This window comes from Mycobacterium simiae (assembly GCF_010727605.1).
Taxonomy (GTDB): Bacteria; Actinomycetota; Actinomycetes; order Mycobacteriales; family Mycobacteriaceae; genus Mycobacterium; species Mycobacterium simiae.
This window is the reverse complement of the sequence record NZ_AP022568.1, coordinates 1,732,317-1,749,801: the sequence shown is the minus strand read 5'-3', so window position 1 is coordinate 1,749,801 and position 17,485 is coordinate 1,732,317. Positions and strand designations below refer to the sequence as shown.

15 protein-coding genes are annotated in these 17,485 nt (G+C 65.8%); 13 read left to right on the top strand and 2 right to left on the bottom strand.

Annotated features, from left to right (window positions below; translation table 11 throughout):
- Nucleotides 1-16 precede the first annotated feature (16 nt).
- The 6 genes from G6N33_RS08040 to G6N33_RS08015 all read left to right on the top strand — a co-directional run bounded on the left by G6N33_RS08040 (nt 17) and on the right by G6N33_RS08015 (nt 8,960).
- Nucleotides 17-3,967, top strand: coding sequence for a DNA-directed RNA polymerase subunit beta' (locus tag G6N33_RS08040; RefSeq protein ID WP_044509797.1), 3,951 nt, complete (start codon nt 17-19; stop codon nt 3,965-3,967).
- A gap of 109 nt (nt 3,968-4,076) precedes the next feature.
- A complete protein-coding gene (locus G6N33_RS08035; RefSeq protein ID WP_044509798.1) occupies nt 4,077-4,832 on the top strand; it encodes a deoxyribonuclease IV in 756 nt (251 codons plus the stop codon).
- 63 nt (nt 4,833-4,895) lie between these two features.
- Nucleotides 4,896-6,524, top strand: a complete 1,629-nt coding sequence (locus tag G6N33_RS08030) for an acyl-CoA dehydrogenase family protein (RefSeq protein WP_101528773.1) — start codon at nt 4,896-4,898, stop codon at nt 6,522-6,524.
- Between the two features lie 8 nt (nt 6,525-6,532).
- Nucleotides 6,533-7,471 carry a crotonase/enoyl-CoA hydratase family protein gene (locus G6N33_RS08025; protein WP_044509800.1) on the top strand — a complete coding sequence of 313 codons (939 nt, stop codon included), beginning with the start codon at nt 6,533-6,535 and terminating at the stop codon, nt 7,469-7,471.
- Nucleotides 7,472-7,473: 2 nt separating this feature from the next.
- Nucleotides 7,474-8,196 (top strand): PaaX family transcriptional regulator C-terminal domain-containing protein, encoded by a 723-nt coding sequence (locus G6N33_RS08020; RefSeq protein ID WP_044509801.1) that lies wholly within the window; start codon nt 7,474-7,476, stop codon nt 8,194-8,196.
- Nucleotides 8,193-8,960, top strand: coding sequence for a crotonase/enoyl-CoA hydratase family protein (locus G6N33_RS08015; RefSeq protein WP_044509802.1), 768 nt, complete (start codon nt 8,193-8,195; stop codon nt 8,958-8,960). Before G6N33_RS08020 ends, G6N33_RS08015 begins: the two co-directional genes overlap by 4 nt.
- A 4-nt stretch (nt 8,961-8,964) precedes the next feature.
- Here G6N33_RS08015 and G6N33_RS08010 read toward each other — a convergent pair whose 3' ends face one another.
- Together G6N33_RS08010 and G6N33_RS08005 are read right to left on the bottom strand one after the other, a co-directional pair.
- A complete protein-coding gene (locus tag G6N33_RS08010; RefSeq protein ID WP_044509803.1) occupies nt 8,965-9,453 on the bottom strand; it encodes a DUF3060 domain-containing protein in 489 nt (162 codons plus the stop codon).
- 28 nt (nt 9,454-9,481) lie between these two features.
- On the bottom strand, nt 9,482-9,859 hold the full coding sequence (locus tag G6N33_RS08005; protein ID WP_044509804.1) for a DUF3060 domain-containing protein: 378 nt from the start codon (nt 9,857-9,859) through the stop codon (nt 9,482-9,484).
- A gap of 229 nt (nt 9,860-10,088) precedes the next feature.
- On the opposite strand from G6N33_RS08005, the gene G6N33_RS08000 reads away from it, so the two are divergent.
- The 7 genes from G6N33_RS08000 to G6N33_RS07970 all read left to right on the top strand — a co-directional run bounded on the left by G6N33_RS08000 (nt 10,089) and on the right by G6N33_RS07970 (nt 17,424).
- The gene (locus tag G6N33_RS08000) at nt 10,089-10,727 is read left to right on the top strand and encodes a TetR/AcrR family transcriptional regulator (protein ID WP_044509805.1); all 639 of its coding nucleotides are present in this window, start codon (nt 10,089-10,091) and stop codon (nt 10,725-10,727) included.
- Nucleotides 10,728-11,030: 303 nt separating this feature from the next.
- Nucleotides 11,031-11,405, top strand: a complete 375-nt coding sequence (gene rpsL / locus G6N33_RS07995) for a 30S ribosomal protein S12 (RefSeq protein WP_007767794.1) — start codon at nt 11,031-11,033, stop codon at nt 11,403-11,405.
- Complete coding sequence (gene rpsG / locus G6N33_RS07990) at nt 11,405-11,875, top strand: 30S ribosomal protein S7 (RefSeq protein ID WP_044509806.1); 471 nt, start codon at nt 11,405-11,407, stop codon at nt 11,873-11,875. The genes rpsL and rpsG overlap by 1 nt, the downstream gene beginning before the upstream one ends.
- A gap of 85 nt (nt 11,876-11,960) precedes the next feature.
- Nucleotides 11,961-14,066 carry an elongation factor G gene (gene fusA / locus G6N33_RS07985; protein WP_081662175.1) on the top strand — a complete coding sequence of 702 codons (2,106 nt, stop codon included), beginning with the start codon at nt 11,961-11,963 and terminating at the stop codon, nt 14,064-14,066.
- A 265-nt stretch (nt 14,067-14,331) separates the two neighbouring features.
- Nucleotides 14,332-15,522 carry an elongation factor Tu gene (gene tuf / locus G6N33_RS07980; protein WP_044509807.1) on the top strand — a complete coding sequence of 397 codons (1,191 nt, stop codon included), beginning with the start codon at nt 14,332-14,334 and terminating at the stop codon, nt 15,520-15,522.
- Between the two features lie 179 nt (nt 15,523-15,701).
- The gene (locus G6N33_RS27185) at nt 15,702-16,514 is read left to right on the top strand and encodes a PE family protein (RefSeq protein WP_179962672.1); all 813 of its coding nucleotides are present in this window, start codon (nt 15,702-15,704) and stop codon (nt 16,512-16,514) included.
- 85 nt (nt 16,515-16,599) lie between these two features.
- A complete protein-coding gene (locus tag G6N33_RS07970) occupies nt 16,600-17,424 on the top strand; it encodes an SHOCT domain-containing protein (RefSeq protein WP_044509808.1) in 825 nt (274 codons plus the stop codon).
- Nucleotides 17,425-17,485: the final 61 nt, after the last annotated feature.

The following is a 17,485-nucleotide window of genomic DNA, read 5'->3' as shown; positions in this document are numbered from 1 at the left end:
GGGGAAAGGGAGTTACGTGCTCGACGTCAACTTCTTCGATGAACTCCGTATCGGTTTGGCGACCGCGGAGGACATCAGGCAATGGTCTTACGGCGAGGTCAAGAAGCCGGAGACGATCAACTACCGCACGCTGAAGCCGGAGAAGGACGGCCTGTTCTGCGAGAAGATCTTCGGACCGACTCGCGACTGGGAGTGCTACTGCGGCAAGTACAAGCGCGTGCGCTTCAAGGGCATCATCTGTGAGCGCTGTGGCGTCGAGGTGACTCGCGCCAAGGTGCGTCGCGAGCGGATGGGCCACATCGAGCTGGCCGCGCCGGTCACGCACATCTGGTACTTCAAGGGTGTGCCCAGCCGGTTGGGCTATCTGCTGGATCTGGCGCCGAAGGATCTCGAGAAGATCATCTACTTTGCGGCCTATGTGATCACGTCGGTCGACGAGGAGATGCGGCACAACGAGCTCTCCACGCTCGAGGCCGAAATGGTGGTGGAGCGCAAGGGTGTTGAGGACCAGCGCGACGCCGACCTGGAGGCCCGCGCCCAGAAGCTAGAGGCCGACCTGGCCGAGCTGGAGGCCGAGGGCGCGAAAGCCGATGCGCGACGCAAGGTTCGGGATAGCGGTGAGCGCGAGATGCGTCAGATCCGCGACCGCGCCCAGCGCGAGCTGGACCGGCTGGAGGACATCTGGACGACGTTCACCAAGCTGGCTCCCAAGCAGCTGATCGTCGACGAGAACCTCTACCGCGAGCTGGTCGACCGCTACGGCGAGTACTTCACCGGTGCCATGGGTGCGGAGTCGATCCAGAAGTTGATCGAGAACTTCGACATCGACGCCGAGGCCGAGATCCTGCGGGACGTCATCCGCAATGGCAAGGGGCAGAAGAAGCTTCGTGCATTGAAGCGGCTGAAGGTTGTCGCGGCGTTCCAGCAGTCGGGCAACTCGCCGATGGGCATGGTGCTCGACGCGGTGCCGGTGATCCCGCCGGAGCTGCGCCCGATGGTGCAGCTCGACGGTGGCCGGTTCGCGACCAGCGACCTCAACGACCTGTACCGCCGCGTGATCAACCGCAACAACCGCCTCAAGAGGCTGATCGACCTCGGCGCGCCCGAGATCATCGTCAACAACGAGAAGCGGATGCTGCAGGAGTCCGTCGACGCGCTGTTCGACAACGGCCGTCGCGGCCGTCCGGTCACCGGGCCGGGTAACCGTCCGCTCAAGTCGCTGTCGGATCTGCTCAAGGGTAAGCAGGGCCGATTCCGGCAGAACCTGCTCGGTAAGCGTGTCGACTACTCGGGCCGTTCGGTCATCGTGGTCGGTCCGCAGCTCAAGCTGCATCAGTGCGGTCTGCCCAAGCTGATGGCGCTGGAGCTGTTCAAGCCGTTCGTGATGAAGCGGCTGGTCGACCTCAACCACGCGCAGAACATCAAGAGTGCCAAGCGCATGGTCGAGCGTCAGCGTCCCCAGGTGTGGGACGTGCTCGAAGAGGTCATCGCCGAGCACCCGGTGCTGCTGAACCGCGCACCCACCCTGCACCGCCTCGGTATCCAGGCTTTCGAGCCGATGCTGGTGGAGGGCAAGGCGATTCAGCTGCACCCGCTGGTGTGTGAGGCGTTCAACGCCGACTTCGACGGTGACCAGATGGCCGTGCACCTGCCGCTGAGTGCCGAGGCGCAGGCCGAGGCTCGCATCCTGATGCTGTCGAGTAACAACATCTTGTCGCCCGCATCCGGCCGTCCGCTTGCCATGCCGCGACTGGACATGGTGACCGGTCTGTACTACCTGACCACCGAGGTGGCCGGCGCCCAAGGCGAATACCAGCCGGCGGCCAAGGACCAGCCGGAGGTAGGCGTGTACTCCTCGCCGGCCGAAGCCATCATGGCGTCGGACCGCGGCGTGTTGTCGGTGCGGGCCAAGATCAAGGTGCGGTTGACGCAGCTGCGTCCGCCGGCCGAGATCGAGGCCGAGCTCTTCGGCCAAAACGGTTGGCAGCCAGGCGATGCCTGGATGGCCGAGACGACCCTGGGCCGGGTGCTGTTCAATGAGCTGCTGCCGCTTGGCTACCCGTTCGTGAACAAGCAGATGCACAAGAAGGTGCAGGCCTCGATCATCAACGATCTGGCCGAGCGCTACCCGATGATCGTCGTCGCGCAGACGGTGGACAAGCTGAAGGACGCCGGTTTCTACTGGGCGACCCGCAGCGGTGTCACGGTCTCGATGGCCGACGTGTTGGTGCCGCCGCGCAAGAAGGAGATCCTCGACCACTACGAGGACCGTGCCGACAAGGTCGAAAAGCAGTTCCAGCGTGGTGCTTTGAACCATGACGAGCGCAACGAGGCGCTGGTGGAGATCTGGAAGGAAGCCACCGACGAGGTCGGTAAGGCGCTGCGCGAGCACTACCCCAGCGACAACCCGATCATCACGATCGTCGACTCGGGCGCTACGGGTAACTTCACCCAGACGCGCACGCTGGCCGGCATGAAGGGTCTGGTGACCAACCCGAAGGGTGAGTTCATCCCGCGTCCGGTCAAGTCGTCGTTCCGCGAGGGCCTGACGGTGCTGGAGTACTTCATCAACACCCACGGTGCTCGAAAGGGCTTGGCGGACACCGCGTTGCGTACCGCCGACTCTGGGTACCTGACCCGTCGTCTGGTGGACGTGTCGCAGGACGTCATCGTGCGCGAGCACGACTGCCAGACCGAGCGCGGCATCATCGTCGAGCTGGCCGAGCGTCAGCCCGACGGAAGCCTGATCCGTGACCCGTACATCGAAACATCGGCGTATGCACGGACTTTGGGTGCCGACGCGGTCGACGAGGCGGGCAACGTCGTGGTCGCTCGCGGCGAAGACCTGGGTGACCCGGAGATCGAGGCGCTGCTGGCCGCGGGCATCACATCGGTCAAGGTGCGTTCGGTGCTGACCTGCACCACCGGTACCGGGGTGTGCGCGACCTGCTACGGACGTTCGATGGCGACCGGCAAGCTGGTCGACATCGGTGAGGCCGTCGGCATCGTGGCCGCGCAGTCCATCGGTGAGCCCGGCACGCAGCTGACGATGCGTACCTTCCACCAGGGTGGTGTCGGTGAGGACATCACCGGTGGTCTGCCGCGGGTGCAGGAGCTGTTCGAGGCCCGGGTGCCGCGAGGCAAGGCGCCGATCGCCGACGTCACCGGGCGGGTCCAGCTCGAGGACGGCGAGCGCTTCTACAAGATCACCATCGTTCCCGACGACGGCGGCGAGGAAGTCGTCTACGACAAGCTCTCCAAGCGGCAGCGGCTGCGTGTGTTCAAGCACGAAGACGGTTCCGAACGAGTGCTGTCCGACGGCGACCACGTCGAGGTGGGCCAGCAGTTGATGGAAGGCTCGGCCGACCCGCACGAGGTGTTGCGCGTCCAGGGCCCGCGCGAGGTGCAGATCCACCTGGTCCGCGAGGTCCAGGAGGTTTACCGGGCGCAGGGTGTGTCGATCCACGACAAGCACATCGAGGTGATCGTGCGCCAGATGTTGCGCCGGGTCACCATCATCGATTCGGGCGCCACGGAGTTCCTGCCCGGTTCGCTGATCGACCGTGCGGAGTTCGAGGCGGAGAACCGCCGTGTGGTGGCCGAGGGCGGCGAGCCCGCGGCCGGCCGTCCGGTGCTGATGGGGATCACGAAGGCGAGCCTCGCCACCGACTCGTGGCTGAGTGCGGCGTCGTTCCAGGAGACCACGCGAGTGCTGACCGATGCGGCGATCAACTGCCGCAGCGACAAGCTCAACGGTCTGAAGGAGAACGTGATCATCGGAAAGCTGATCCCGGCCGGTACCGGAATCAACCGGTACCGCAACATCCAGGTGCAGCCGACCGAGGAAGCCCGGGCGGCGGCGTACACGATCCCGTCCTACGAGGATCAGTACTACAGCCCGGACTTCGGGCAGGCCACCGGTGCCGCGGTTCCGCTGGACGACTACGGCTACAGCGACTACCGGTAATTACCGACGGAAAAAGCCCCGGGATTTCCCCGGGGCTTTTTCCGTGCGTTCCACTCGAACTGGACAACGCCACGGTCCCGCGTCGCACCGCCTCACTAGACTGGCCGACGTGCTCATCGGTTCGCATGTCCGCAATGACGACCCGCTGGCCGCCGCGCAAGCCGACGGCGCCGACATCGTGCAGTTCTTCCTCAGCAACCCGCAGAGTTGGAAAAAGCCGAAACCCCGCGACGACGCGCAGGTGCTGAAGGCGTCGACCACACCGCTGTACGTGCACGCGCCGTACCTGATCAACGTCGCCTCGGCCAACAACCGCGTCCGCATCCCGTCGCGCAAGATCTTGCAGGACACCTGCGACGCCGCCGCGGAAATCAACGCGACGGCGGTCATCGTGCACGGCGGCCACGCCGACGACAACGACATGGAGGCCGGCTTCGAGCGGTGGGTCAAGGCACTGGATTATCTGGACACCGACGTCCCGGTGTACCTGGAAAACACCGCCGGCGGCGACCACGCCATGGCGCGCTACTTCGACACCATCGGCAGGTTGTGGGATCACATTGGCGACAAGGGAATTGGCTTTTGCCTGGACACCTGTCACGCCTGGGCCGCCGGTGAGGCGCTGATCGACGCGGTCGACCGGATCAAGGCGCTGACCGGGCGCATCGACTTGGTGCACTGCAACGACTCGCGCGACGCTGCGGGGTCGGGCGCTGACCGGCACGCCAACTTCGGCACCGGCAAAATCGATCCCGACCTGCTGGTGGCGGTGGTCGAGGCCGCCGGCGCGCCGGTGATCTGTGAGACCGCCGACGAAGGACGCAAAGACGACATCGCCTTCCTGCGGGAGCGCGTCACCGGCTGAGCCCGACACACCGGTCGTATTACACCTCTTGTGCGGTTGTTGGAAAACTGTAATATGAGTGGCATGTCAGATACGCATGTCGTCACCAACCAGGTCCCGCCGCTGGAGAACTACAACCCCGCATCCGCCGCCGTGCTCACCGAGGCGCTGATCCGCGAGGGCGGGCAGTGGGGACTCGACGAGGTCAATCAAGTTGGGGCGCTGGCGGGAACCCGCGAGGCACAGCGGTGGGGCGAGCTGGCCGACCGCCATCGGCCCGTGCTGCACACCCACGACAAGTACGGGTACCGCGTCGACGAGGTGGAGTACGACCCGGCTTACCACGAACTGATGCGCGCGGCCATCGCCCACGGGCTGCACGCCGCACCCTGGGCCGACGACCGGCCCGGTGCGCATGTCGTGCGCGCCGCCAAGATGTCGGTGTGGAACATCGAGCCGGGCCACACCTGCCCCATTTCCATGACCTACGCCGTGGTGCCGGCGCTGCGCTACAACCCCGACCTGGCGACTGTGTACGAGCCGCTGCTCACCGGCCGCGAGTACGACCCGGAGCTCAAGCTGGCCACCACGAAAGTCGGCATCACCGCGGGCATGTCGATGACCGAAAAGCAGGGCGGGTCCGACGTGCGCGCCGGCACCACCCAGGCGACGCCCAATTCCGATGGCAGCTACAGCTTGACTGGTCACAAATGGTTCACCTCGGCGCCGATGTGCGACATTTTCTTGGTTCTCGCGCAGGCCCCGGGCGGACTGTCGTGCTTCATGCTGCCGCGGATCCTGCCCGACGGCAGCCGCAACAGGATGTTCCTGCAGCGCCTCAAGGACAAGCTGGGCAACCACGCCAACGCGTCGAGCGAGGTGGAATACGACGGCGCCACCGCCTGGCTGGTGGGCGAGGAGGGTCGCGGCGTGCCGACCATCATCGAGATGGTCAACCTGACCCGGCTGGACTGCACCCTGGGCAGCGCCACCAGCATGCGCACCGGCCTGACCCGAGCGATCCATCACGCCCAGCACCGAAAGGCCTTCGGCGCCTACCTGATTGACCAGCCGCTGATGCGCAACGTGCTGGCGGACCTGGCCGTTGAGGCCGAGGCGGCGACGATCGTCGCGATGCGGATGGCCGGCGCCACCGACAAGGCGTTGCGCGGCGACCAAAGGGAAACGCTGCTGCGCCGCATCGGCCTGGCGGCCAGCAAGTACTGGGTGTGCAAGCGCGCCACGCCGCACGCCGCCGAAGCGCTGGAATGCTTGGGCGGCAACGGCTATGTCGAGGATTCCGGTATGCCACGGCTGTTCCGCGAGGCCCCGCTGATGGGCATCTGGGAAGGCTCCGGCAATGTCAGCGCGCTGGACACCTTGCGTGCCATGGCAACTCGTCCGGAATGCGTCGAGGTGCTGTTTGCCGAACTCGATGAGAGCACCGGTCAGGACCCGCGGTTGCGCCGCCACGTCGACCAGCTGCGCGCAGACCTGAGCGACCTGGACACCATCCAATACCGGGCGCGCAAGGTCGCCGAAGACATCTGCCTAGCGTTGCAGGGTTCGCTGCTGGTCCGTCATGGCCACCCCGCGGTCGCCGAGGCGTTCCTGGCCACCAGGCTGGGCGGTCACTGGGGTGGTGCGTTCGGCACCATGCCGACCGGACTGGATCTGGCGCCCATCCTGGAGCGTTCTCTGGTCAAGGGCTGAGCCGTCACGTGACCCACGCGATCAGGCCGGTCGACTTCGACAACCTCAAGACGATGACCTACGAGGTCACCAGTCGGGTTGCGCGGATCACCTTCAACCGGCCGGAGAAGGGTAACGCGATCGTCGCGGACACTCCGCTCGAGCTCTCCGCACTGGTCGAGCGGGCCGACCTCGATCCCGATGTGCACGTCATCCTCGTGTCCGGTCGCGGCGAAGGGTTTTGCGCGGGATTCGACCTGTCCGCCTACGCCGACGGCACCGGCTCGGCCGGCGGGACCGGCGCCTACGCGGGCAGCGTGCTCGACGGCAAGACCCAGGCGATCAATCATCTGCCAAACCAGCCGTGGGACCCAATGATCGACTATCAGATGATGAGCCGATTCGTGCGCGGGTTCTCCAGCCTGATGCACGCCGACAAGCCGACCGTGGTCAAGATCCACGGGTACTGCGTGGCCGGGGGCACCGACATCGCACTGCATGCCGACCAGGTGATAGCCGCCGCGGACGCCAAGATCGGTTACCCGCCCACTCGGGTATGGGGCGTCCCGGCCGCGGGCCTGTGGGCGCATCGGCTGGGCGACCAACGCGCCAAACGCCTGCTGTTCACGGGTGATTCCATCACCGGCGCGCAGGCCGCCGAATGGGGCCTAGCCGTCGAGGCGCCAGATGCCAAAGATCTCGACGAGCGCACCGAACGGCTGGTGGAGCGGATTGCGGCGGTGCCGGTCAACCAGCTGATCATGGTGAAACTCGCGCTGAATTCCGCTCTGCTGCAACAGGGTGTGGCGACCAGCCGGATGGTCAGCACGGTGTTCGACGGCATCGCCCGCCACACCCCGGAGGGGCACGACTTCGTCGCGGACTCGGTCGAACACGGCTTCCGTGAAGCGGTGCGCCACCGCGACGAGCCGTTCGGCGATCACGGCCGACGTACCTCCGGGGTGTAGGCATGGCCAACATGACGGCCCGCTCGGTGGTGCTCAGTGTCCTGCTAGGCGCTCATCCGGCGTGGGCGACCGCGAGTGACCTGATCAGGCTGACCGCCGATTTCGGCATCAAGGAGACCACCCTGCGGGTTGCGCTGACCCGCATGGTCGGCGCCGGGGATCTGATCCGCTCGGCCGACGGCTACCGCCTCTCGGATCGGCTGCTGGCGCGCCAGCGCCGCCAGGACGAGGCGATGCGGCCCCGGACCCGTCCCTGGCGCGGCGACTGGCATGTCGTGATCGTCACCAGCGTGGGCACCGACGCTCGAACCCGTGCCACGCAGCGAAACAGCATGTACCGCAAGCGTTTCGGAGAATTACGCGAGGGTGTGTGGATGCGGCCGGACAACCTCGACCTCGACCTCGAACCCGATGTCGCCGACCGGGTCCGGGTGCTCACCGCACGCGACGACGCACCCGAGCAGCTGGCCGCCCAGCTGTGGGACTTGCCCGGCTGGGCAGCCGAGGGGCGCCGCCTGCTGGGCGAGATGGCCGACGCCACCGACATTCCGGGGCGTTTCGTGGTGGCCGCCGCGATTGTGCGTCACCTGCTCACCGACCCGATGCTGCCGACCGAACTGCTGCCCGACGACTGGCCGGGTGCGCCGCTGCGCGCCGTCTACCACGACTTCGCGACCAAGCTGCTCGCGCGACGCGATACAACTCAACTCCTGGAGGCGACATGAGTGATGCGGTGCGGGTAGAGCGCGACGGCCCGGTGACGACGGTGATTCTGAGCCGGCCCGAGGCGCGCAACGCGGTGAACGGCCCGACGGCGATCGCGCTGTACACGGCCTTAGCCGATTTCGACCGCGACGATTCCGCCTCGGTGGCGGTGTTGTGGGGCGAGGGCGGAACCTTCTGTGCGGGAGCCGATTTGAAGGCATTCGGCACGCCGCAGGCCAATGAGGTGCACCGGACGGGCCCGGGCCCGATGGGCCCGTCGCGGATGGTGTTGTCCAAGCCGGTGATCGCCGCGGTGAGCGGCTATGCCGTCGCGGGCGGTCTGGAGTTGGCCATCTGGTGCGACCTCCGGGTGGCCGAGGAAGACGCCGTCTTCGGCGTGTTCTGCCGGCGCTGGGGGGTGCCGCTGATCGACGGCGGCACCGTGCGGCTGCCGCGGCTGATCGGCCAGAGCCGGGCGTTGGACCTGATCCTCACCGGCCGGGCGGTCAAGGCCGACGAAGCCTTGGCGATGGGGTTGGCCAATCGGGTGGTTCCGAAAGGTCAAGCGCGACAAGCGGCCGAACAGCTGGCGGCCGAGCTGGCAGCCCTCCCGCAGCAGTGTTTGCGGGCCGATCGGCTGTCGGCGCTGCATCAGTGGGGGCTGCCCGAGTCCGCGGCGCTCGATCAAGAGTTCGCCAGCATCGCCAAGGTTGCCGCGGAAGCCAACGAGGGAGCGGGCCGCTTCGCCGCCGGCGCCGGTCGGCACGGAGCATCGGCGACGTAGCCGGTCAGCTGCCCTTGCTGATGGTGTTGCCGGAGCCGAGGTTGTCCACTTTGGGATCGCCGTCCTTGTAGGTGATGGTGTTGTCCAGGCCCAGCACCGTGATCCGAGTGTCGACCTTGTCGATGGTGATCTTGTTGTTCGCGCCGCCGACGCTCACCGTCGCGCAGGTTCCGGTGACCGTCAGCGTGTTGTTGGAACCGGCCACGTTCAGCGACTTACCGGCGGCGCAGTCGAGTGTGGCCGTGGTGCCCATCGACCCGTAGTTCAGGGTGTTGCCGATTTCGACTGAGGCGGTGGTGCTTTCGCCACTCGGCCCGGTTGTTGTCACGGCCGCACCGGTCGTCGTCGTGGTGGTGGTTGAGGTGCTCTTCGTCGTCGTGCCGCCCGGCGGGTTGGCGGTCGAACTGCAGCCGGCCAGCGCGGCGGCCGCGACGGCCGGCGCCAGGGTGAGCGCCGCGAATCTAATCGAACGGTCGCTGATGTGGACGCGCATGTTCCCTCCTCGCTGCGGCACCTACAGGTCAGGCGGGCACCTGCTGCAGGCGATTGGTCATTCCCAGTTCGCGACCGCGGTCCCACAGGATTGGCGATCCATTGTGAAAGAAGACCGTCTGGTCGTAGCCATACACCGTGATGTCGTGGGTGACGGAGTCGGCGATGACCGTGTTGCCCGACCCCATGACCGTCACCGCCCAGCAGTTGCCCAACGCACTGACGGAATTGCGGGTGCCGTTGACGATCAGCGTCCCGTCGTTGCAGTCGATGGTTTGCTCGCTGCCCTCACCGATGATGTGGGTATCGCCGTTTTTGGCCTGCGCGGTCGGCGGCGGCGCCCCGGGTGCGGCTGTGATCGCGATGACACAGGTTGCAAGCGACCCGGCGGCGGTTCTCCAGCGCATCGCGAGCCCCCTTCGCATCTGCCGGTATCTGCTGGACTGAGCCCGGACTAGTCCGGGATTAGCCTACGTGTATTGGCCTGCGCGATGGCAAATAATTCTGGCCGGGGCCACCCAGGGTCCACCCGGGGGTCAACCGTGACCGGTCCTGATCTGCCCACGTCTATTGGCGGCTCCGTCAACTAGAGTCGTTAGTTGATATTCCCTCATCACCGCGTCGAAGGGCGTCGCCATGGCAGTCCACCCGGAACCACCGTCGGTGGCTGGGCGCGCGCGGACGGCGAGGTCTCCCTCCAGGCCGGCCAAGCTGAGCCGCGATGGCATCGTCGACGGCGCGCTGACGTTTCTGGACCGGGAAGGCTGGGACTCGCTGACCATCAACGCGTTGGCTACGCAATTGGGCACCAAGGGGCCGTCGCTCTACAACCACGTCGACAGCCTGGAAGACCTGCGCCGCGCCGTGCGGATCCGTGTCATCGACGACATCATCACGATGCTCAACCGGGTGGGGGAGGGGCGCTCTCGCGACGATGCGGTGCTGGTCATGGCCGGCGCTTACCGCAGTTATGCCCACCACCATCCCGGGCGGTACTCGGCATTCACCCGGATGCCGCTGGGCGGTGATGACCCCGAATACACCTCGGCCACCCGCGCGGCGGCCGCACCCGTGATCGCCGTGCTGTCCTCCTACGGTCTGGACGGCGAGGAGGCCTTCTATGCAGCGCTCGAGTTCTGGTCCGCGTTGCATGGGTTCGTCCTGCTGGAAATGACAGGTGTGATGGACGACATCGACACCGATGCGCTGTTCACCGACATGGTGTTGCGACTGGCGACGGGGTTGGACCGGCGAAGTACGCAGGCTGGGTCTTGACGCGAATCGGGGCCGAAATAACGGCCGTGCGGGCGGGGGGTGTTCCGGCGGTTGACGGGGTCCCAGACTCGCTTTGACCTGCCAGACCGGCGCCGGGTATTGTGGTAGCTCGTGCCTGGCGGCTTACGGCGCCTGACGTAAGGAAGTGAATGCCGGGCTAATTCGTATGTCCACCACGCATCGGATTTATTCGGTGCTCAGCGCGTGCGACACACCCGGCCGCGGGGTACGTCAGGTTCTCCGGGGCGGGGGATAACTGCAGTACAGAGACTTAAGAAGACCTCGAACACAGAAAGCCGGTAGATGCCAACCATTCAGCAGCTGGTCCGCAAGGGTCGCCGCGACAAGGTCGCCAAGGTCAAGACCGCGGCCCTGAAGGGCAGCCCGCAGCGTCGTGGCGTGTGCACCCGCGTGTACACCACCACCCCGAAGAAGCCGAACTCGGCGCTTCGGAAGGTCGCGCGTGTGAAGCTGACGAGCCAGGTCGAGGTCACCGCCTACATCCCCGGCGAGGGGCACAACCTGCAGGAGCACTCCATGGTGCTGGTGCGTGGCGGCCGGGTGAAGGACCTGCCGGGCGTGCGCTACAAGATCATCCGCGGGTCGCTCGACACCCAGGGTGTCAAAAATCGCAAGCAGGCTCGCAGCCGTTACGGCGCCAAGAAGGAGAAGAGCTAATGCCGCGCAAGGGGCCCGCGCCGAAGCGTCCGCTGGTCAACGACCCGGTCTACGGATCGCAGCTGGTCACCCAGTTGGTAAACAAAGTCCTGCTGCAGGGGAAGAAATCACTGGCTGAGCGCATTGTTTATGGTGCGCTCGAACAGGCCCGCGACAAGACCGGCACGGATCCGGTGATCACGCTCAAGCGGGCATTGGACAACGTCAAACCAGCCCTGGAGGTGCGCAGCCGCCGCGTCGGTGGTGCCACCTACCAGGTGCCCGTCGAGGTGCGGCCGGATCGGTCCACCACCTTGGCGCTGCGTTGGCTGGTCAGCTTCTCGCGGCAGCGCCGGGAGAAGACGATGATCGAGCGGCTGGCGAACGAGATCCTGGATGCCAGCAATGGCCTCGGGGCTTCCGTCAAGCGGCGGGAAGACACCCACAAGATGGCCGAGGCCAACCGCGCCTTTGCGCACTATCGCTGGTAGGGCCCGAAACGGCGCCGACCGGCAGTGCGGCCGGGCGTAACCGACAGCGAACTAACTACGCAATCGAAAGAGTGGGAAGACTTCTGTGGCACAGAAGGACGTGCTGACCGACCTGACCAAGGTCCGCAATATCGGCATCATGGCGCATATCGACGCCGGCAAGACGACGACGACTGAGCGCATCCTCTACTACACCGGCATCAGCTACAAGATCGGTGAGGTGCACGACGGCGCCGCCACCATGGACTGGATGGAGCAGGAGCAGGAGCGGGGTATCACGATCACCTCGGCCGCGACCACCTGCTTCTGGAACGACAACCAGATCAACATCATCGACACGCCCGGGCACGTCGACTTCACCGTCGAGGTGGAGCGCAGCCTGCGCGTGCTCGACGGTGCCGTTGCCGTGTTCGACGGCAAGGAGGGTGTGGAGCCGCAATCCGAGCAGGTGTGGCGCCAGGCCGACAAGTACGACGTCCCGCGCATCTGCTTCGTCAACAAGATGGACAAGATCGGCGCCGACTTCTACTTCTCGGTGAAGACGATGGAAGACCGGTTGGGCGCCAACGTCATCCCGATCCAGCTGCCCGTCGGCTCCGAGGGTGACTTCGAAGGCGTCGTCGACCTCGTCGAGATGAAAGCGAAGGTCTGGAGTGCCGAGGCCAAGCTCGGGGAGAAGTACGACGTTGTCGACATTCCCGCGGAGCTGCAGGAGAAGGCCGAGGAGTACCGCACCAAGCTGCTCGAGGCCGTCGCCGAGACCGACGAGGCGTTGCTGGACAAGTACCTCGGCGGCGAAGAGCTCACGGTCGCCGAGATCAAGGCCGCCATTCGCAAGCTGACCATCAGCTCGGAGGCCTACCCGGTGCTCTGCGGCAGCGCGTTCAAGAACAAGGGCGTGCAGCCGATGCTGGACGCGGTCATCGACTACCTGCCCTCGCCGCTGGACGTGCCGCCGGCCGTCGGCCATGCGCCCGGCAAGGAGGACGTCGAGGTCATCCGCAAGCCGTCGACCGACGAACCGTTCTCGGCGTTGGCTTTCAAGGTCGCCACGCATCCGTTCTTCGGCAAGCTGACCTATGTTCGCGTCTACTCGGGCAAGGTCGACTCCGGCAGCCAGGTGATCAACGCCACCAAGGGCAAGAAGGAGCGGCTGGGCAAGCTGTTCCAGATGCACTCCAACAAGGAGAACCCGGTGGAGACGGCCTCGGCGGGTCACATCTATGCGGTGATCGGCCTGAAGGACACCACCACCGGCGACACCCTGAGCGACCCGAACGACCAGGTCGTGTTGGAGTCCATGACCTTCCCCGACCCGGTCATCGAGGTGGCCATCGAGCCCAAGACGAAGAGCGACCAGGAGAAGCTGTCGCTGTCGATCCAGAAGCTCGCCGAGGAAGACCCGACCTTCAAGGTGCATCTGGACTCCGAGACCGGCCAGACCGTCATCGGCGGGATGGGCGAGCTGCACCTGGACATCCTGGTCGACCGGATGCGCCGCGAGTTCAAGGTCGAGGCCAACGTCGGTAAGCCGCAGGTGGCGTACAAGGAGACCATCAAGCGGTCCGTGCAGAACGTCGAGTTCACCCACAAGAAGCAGACGGGTGGCTCGGGTCAGTTCGCGAAGGTGATCATCAACCTCGAGCCGTTCACCGGTGAAGACGGTGCAACCTACGAGTTCGAGAACAAGGTCACCGGTGGGCGCATCCCCAGGGAGTACATCCCGTCGGTGGACGCGGGTGCCCAGGACGCCATGCAGTACGGCGTGCTGGCCGGCTACCCGCTGGTGAACCTGAAGGTCACCTTGCTCGACGGTGCCTACCACGAGGTTGACTCCTCGGAAATGGCGTTCAAGATCGCAGGTTCACAGGTGCTGAAAAAGGCTGCGCAGCAAGCCCAGCCGGTGATCCTCGAGCCGATCATGGCGGTCGAAGTGACCACACCCGAGGACTACATGGGTGACGTGATCGGTGACCTGAACTCCCGCCGTGGCCAAATCCAGGCCATGGAGGAGCGGGCTGGTGCGCGCGTCGTTCGGGCGCACGTGCCGCTGTCGGAGATGTTCGGCTACGTCGGCGACCTGCGGTCCAAGACTCAAGGCCGGGCGAACTACTCCATGGTGTTCGACTCGTACGCCGAAGTCCCGGCGAACGTGTCGAAGGAGATCATCGCGAAGGCGACGGGCGAGTGAGTGTCAATTCACGAGCTCGGAGGCGAGCAATCGTCGAAAGCGAAGGCGACGGGCGAGTGAGTGTCAATTCACGAGCTCGGAGGCGAGCAATCGTCGAAAGCGAAGGCGACGGGCGAGTGAGCGGTCAACGCCGGCTCACCCGTACCGAGCCAAGCGGTGATCGGTAAGACGCCGGGGAGTAACCTGGCCCGGTCACTACCGCGGCACAGCTGAAAACATCAAAACTGCTTTTCACAAAGCACCAACACAGTCGGAGGACACAACAGTGGCGAAGGCGAAGTTTGAAAGGACCAAGCCCCACGTCAACATCGGGACCATTGGTCACGTTGACCACGGCAAGACCACACTGACCGCGGCGATCACCAAGGTTCTGCACGACAAGTACCCGGACCTGAACGAGTCGCGCGCGTTCGACCAGATCGACAACGCGCCCGAGGAGCGTCAGCGCGGTATCACGATCAACATCTCCCACGTGGAGTACCAGACCGAGAAGCGGCACTACGCACACGTCGACGCCCCGGGGCACGCCGACTACATCAAGAACATGATCACCGGCGCCGCCCAGATGGACGGTGCGATCCTGGTGGTCGCCGCCACCGACGGCCCGATGCCGCAGACGCGTGAGCACGTGCTGCTCGCCCGTCAGGTGGGTGTGCCGTACATCCTGGTCGCCCTGAACAAGGCCGACGCCGTCGACGACGAGGAGCTGCTCGAGCTCGTCGAGCTGGAGGTCCGCGAGCTGCTGGCCGCTCAGGAGTTCGACGAGGAGGCCCCGGTGATCCGGGTGTCGGCGCTGAAGGCGCTCGAGGGCGACGCGAAGTGGGTCGCCTCCGTCGAGGAGCTGATGGACGCGGTTGACGAGTCGATCCCGGACCCGGTCCGCGAGACCGACAAGCCGTTCCTGATGCCGGTCGAGGACGTGTTCACGATCACCGGTCGTGGCACCGTGGTCACCGGCCGTGTCGAGCGCGGCATGATCAACGTCAACGAGGAAGTCGAGATCGTCGGCATCCGCCCGACCAGCACCAAGACCACGGTCACCGGCGTGGAAATGTTCCGCAAGCTGCTCGACCAGGGCCAGGCCGGCGACAACGTCGGTTTGCTGCTGCGTGGTATCAAGCGTGAGGACGTCGAGCGTGGCCAGGTTGTCACCAAGCCCGGCACCACCACCCCGCACACCGAGTTCGAGGGCCAGGTCTACATCCTGTCCAAGGACGAGGGCGGTCGGCACACGCCGTTCTTCAACAACTACCGTCCGCAGTTCTACTTCCGTACCACGGACGTGACTGGGGTGGTGACGTTGCCGGAGGGCACCGAAATGGTAATGCCTGGCGACAACACCAACATCTCGGTCAAGTTGATCCAGCCCGTCGCGATGGACGAGGGTCTGCGATTCGCGATTCGTGAGGGTGGCCGCACCGTCGGCGCCGGCCGGGTCGTCAAGATCAACAAGTAGGGTTACCGGCTCGAGAGTCGACGCAAGGCCCGGACCGCCGTTTTCGGCAGTCCGGGCCTTGTGCATTGGCGACGTGGAAGCTGCATTCCTGATCAGCGAAATTCCGGTAAGATCTGCTTGTCCAGTCTGAAATTGACGGTCGGGGAACTTGACCGTCTGGGCTTGGCCGGGAGGTTCGGATGTCGTACGTGAATGCGACGCCGGAGTATGTGGCGGCCGCGGCATCAGACCTGGCGAAAATCGGCACCGCGATCAATTACGCCAACTCGGCCGCGGCGGGTGCCACCCAAGTGGTTCAGGCCGCCGGTGCGGACGCCGTGTCGACGAGTATTGCGCAGTTGTTCGGCGCGCACGCCCAGGCCTACCAGGCGATCAGCGCCCAGGCGGCGCTGTTCCACGAGCAGTTCGTGCAGCTGATGAGCGGTGGCGCGACGCAGTACGCCGACACCGAGGTGGTCAACGCCGCGCCGCTGCAGGCCGCCGCGCAACCCGTACTGGGCGCGTCCAACGCTGCGACTCACGCGCTGAGCGCGCAGCAACCGTTGATTGGCGCTGCGGCACAAGCGGGTTCGGTGGCGTCGGGGGTACCGGCGGCGGCGGCCGCGCCAGCAGCGGCCGCGGCGCCGAGCGGGGTCGCGGCAAGCGCGGCGCCCGCGGCGGCGACCGTTACCCCGATGGCTGCGACCACGGCGTCGGTCGCGGCTGCTCCGGCCGGTTCGGTTGGCCCGGCCAACTCGGCCAATCCGTCTGGGACCGCGGTGACGCCGGCGCACACCGCCCCGTATGCGCCGGCCGCGACTACGGCGGTGGCATCCGCTGCCCCCGACGCGTCGGGCCCGCTCGGCGCCTCGGCCGCGCCGGTAAGCGCGGAAGCTGCGGGATTGTCGTCGGCCACCATGCTTCCGGCGGCCATGCGGCCGGCATCGAACACTCCGGCCACGCCCTCCCCGGCAAACTCGCCCAAGGAGCAACCACCCGCCCCGCGTCGCTGAGGGCGTCCCTAGCGCCGTTTGCCCCTACCGGGCGCGCGGTGGCGTTAATCTGACACGAACTTCCCAGCAAAGCGAGGAGAAAAACGTGTTAGCGCGCTACCTGAAGACCCAGTTGGTGGTTTTGCTGTGCGGCGGTTTGGTCGGACCGATCTTCCTGGTCGTCTACTTCACCCTCGGCCTGGGCGACTTGCTGCAATGGATGTTCTACGTCGGCCTGCTCATCACGGTGGCCGACGTCCTGATCGCGCTCGCGCTGACCAACTACGGCGCCAAGTCGGCGGCCAAGTCGGCGTTGCTGGAGCAGCACGGCGTGCTGGCCCTTGCGCAGATCACCGGGCTCACCGAAACAGGAACCCGGATCAATGATCAGCCGCTGGTGAAGGTGGACCTGTACATCTCGGGTCCCGGGTTCACGCCGTTCAACACCCAGGACCGGGTAGTCGCCAGCGTGACCAGATTGGGCAACCTCACCGCACGCAAGCTGGTTGTCCTGCTCGACCCGGCCACGCAGGAATACCAAATCGACTGGGAGCGAAGCGCTTTGGTGAACGGGCTGGTGCCCGCCCAGTTTACGGTGGCCGAGGACAACAGGACCTACGATCTCAGCGGGCAGGCCGGCCCGCTGATGGAGATCCTGCAGCTGCTCAAGGCCAACAACATTCCGCTGAACCGAATGGTCGACGTTCGGTCGAACCCGGCGCTGCGCGAACAGATTCACGCCGTGGTACGCCGTGCGGCCGAGCAGGCACCGGCGGCGCAGGGCGCACCGGCCGGTGCAACCTCGGTCGTCACGCCGCCGCAGCCGTCCATCAGCGAGCGACTTCAGCAGCTCGAGACCTTGCGTGCCAGCGGCGCTTTGACCGACGAGGAGTACAACGCCCGGCGCACCCAGATCATCTCGGAGATTTGAGCCGCGGCGTCATCGAGCCGAATGAGAACACCGCAATTCCGCTGCTAGCCTGTGATGCGGC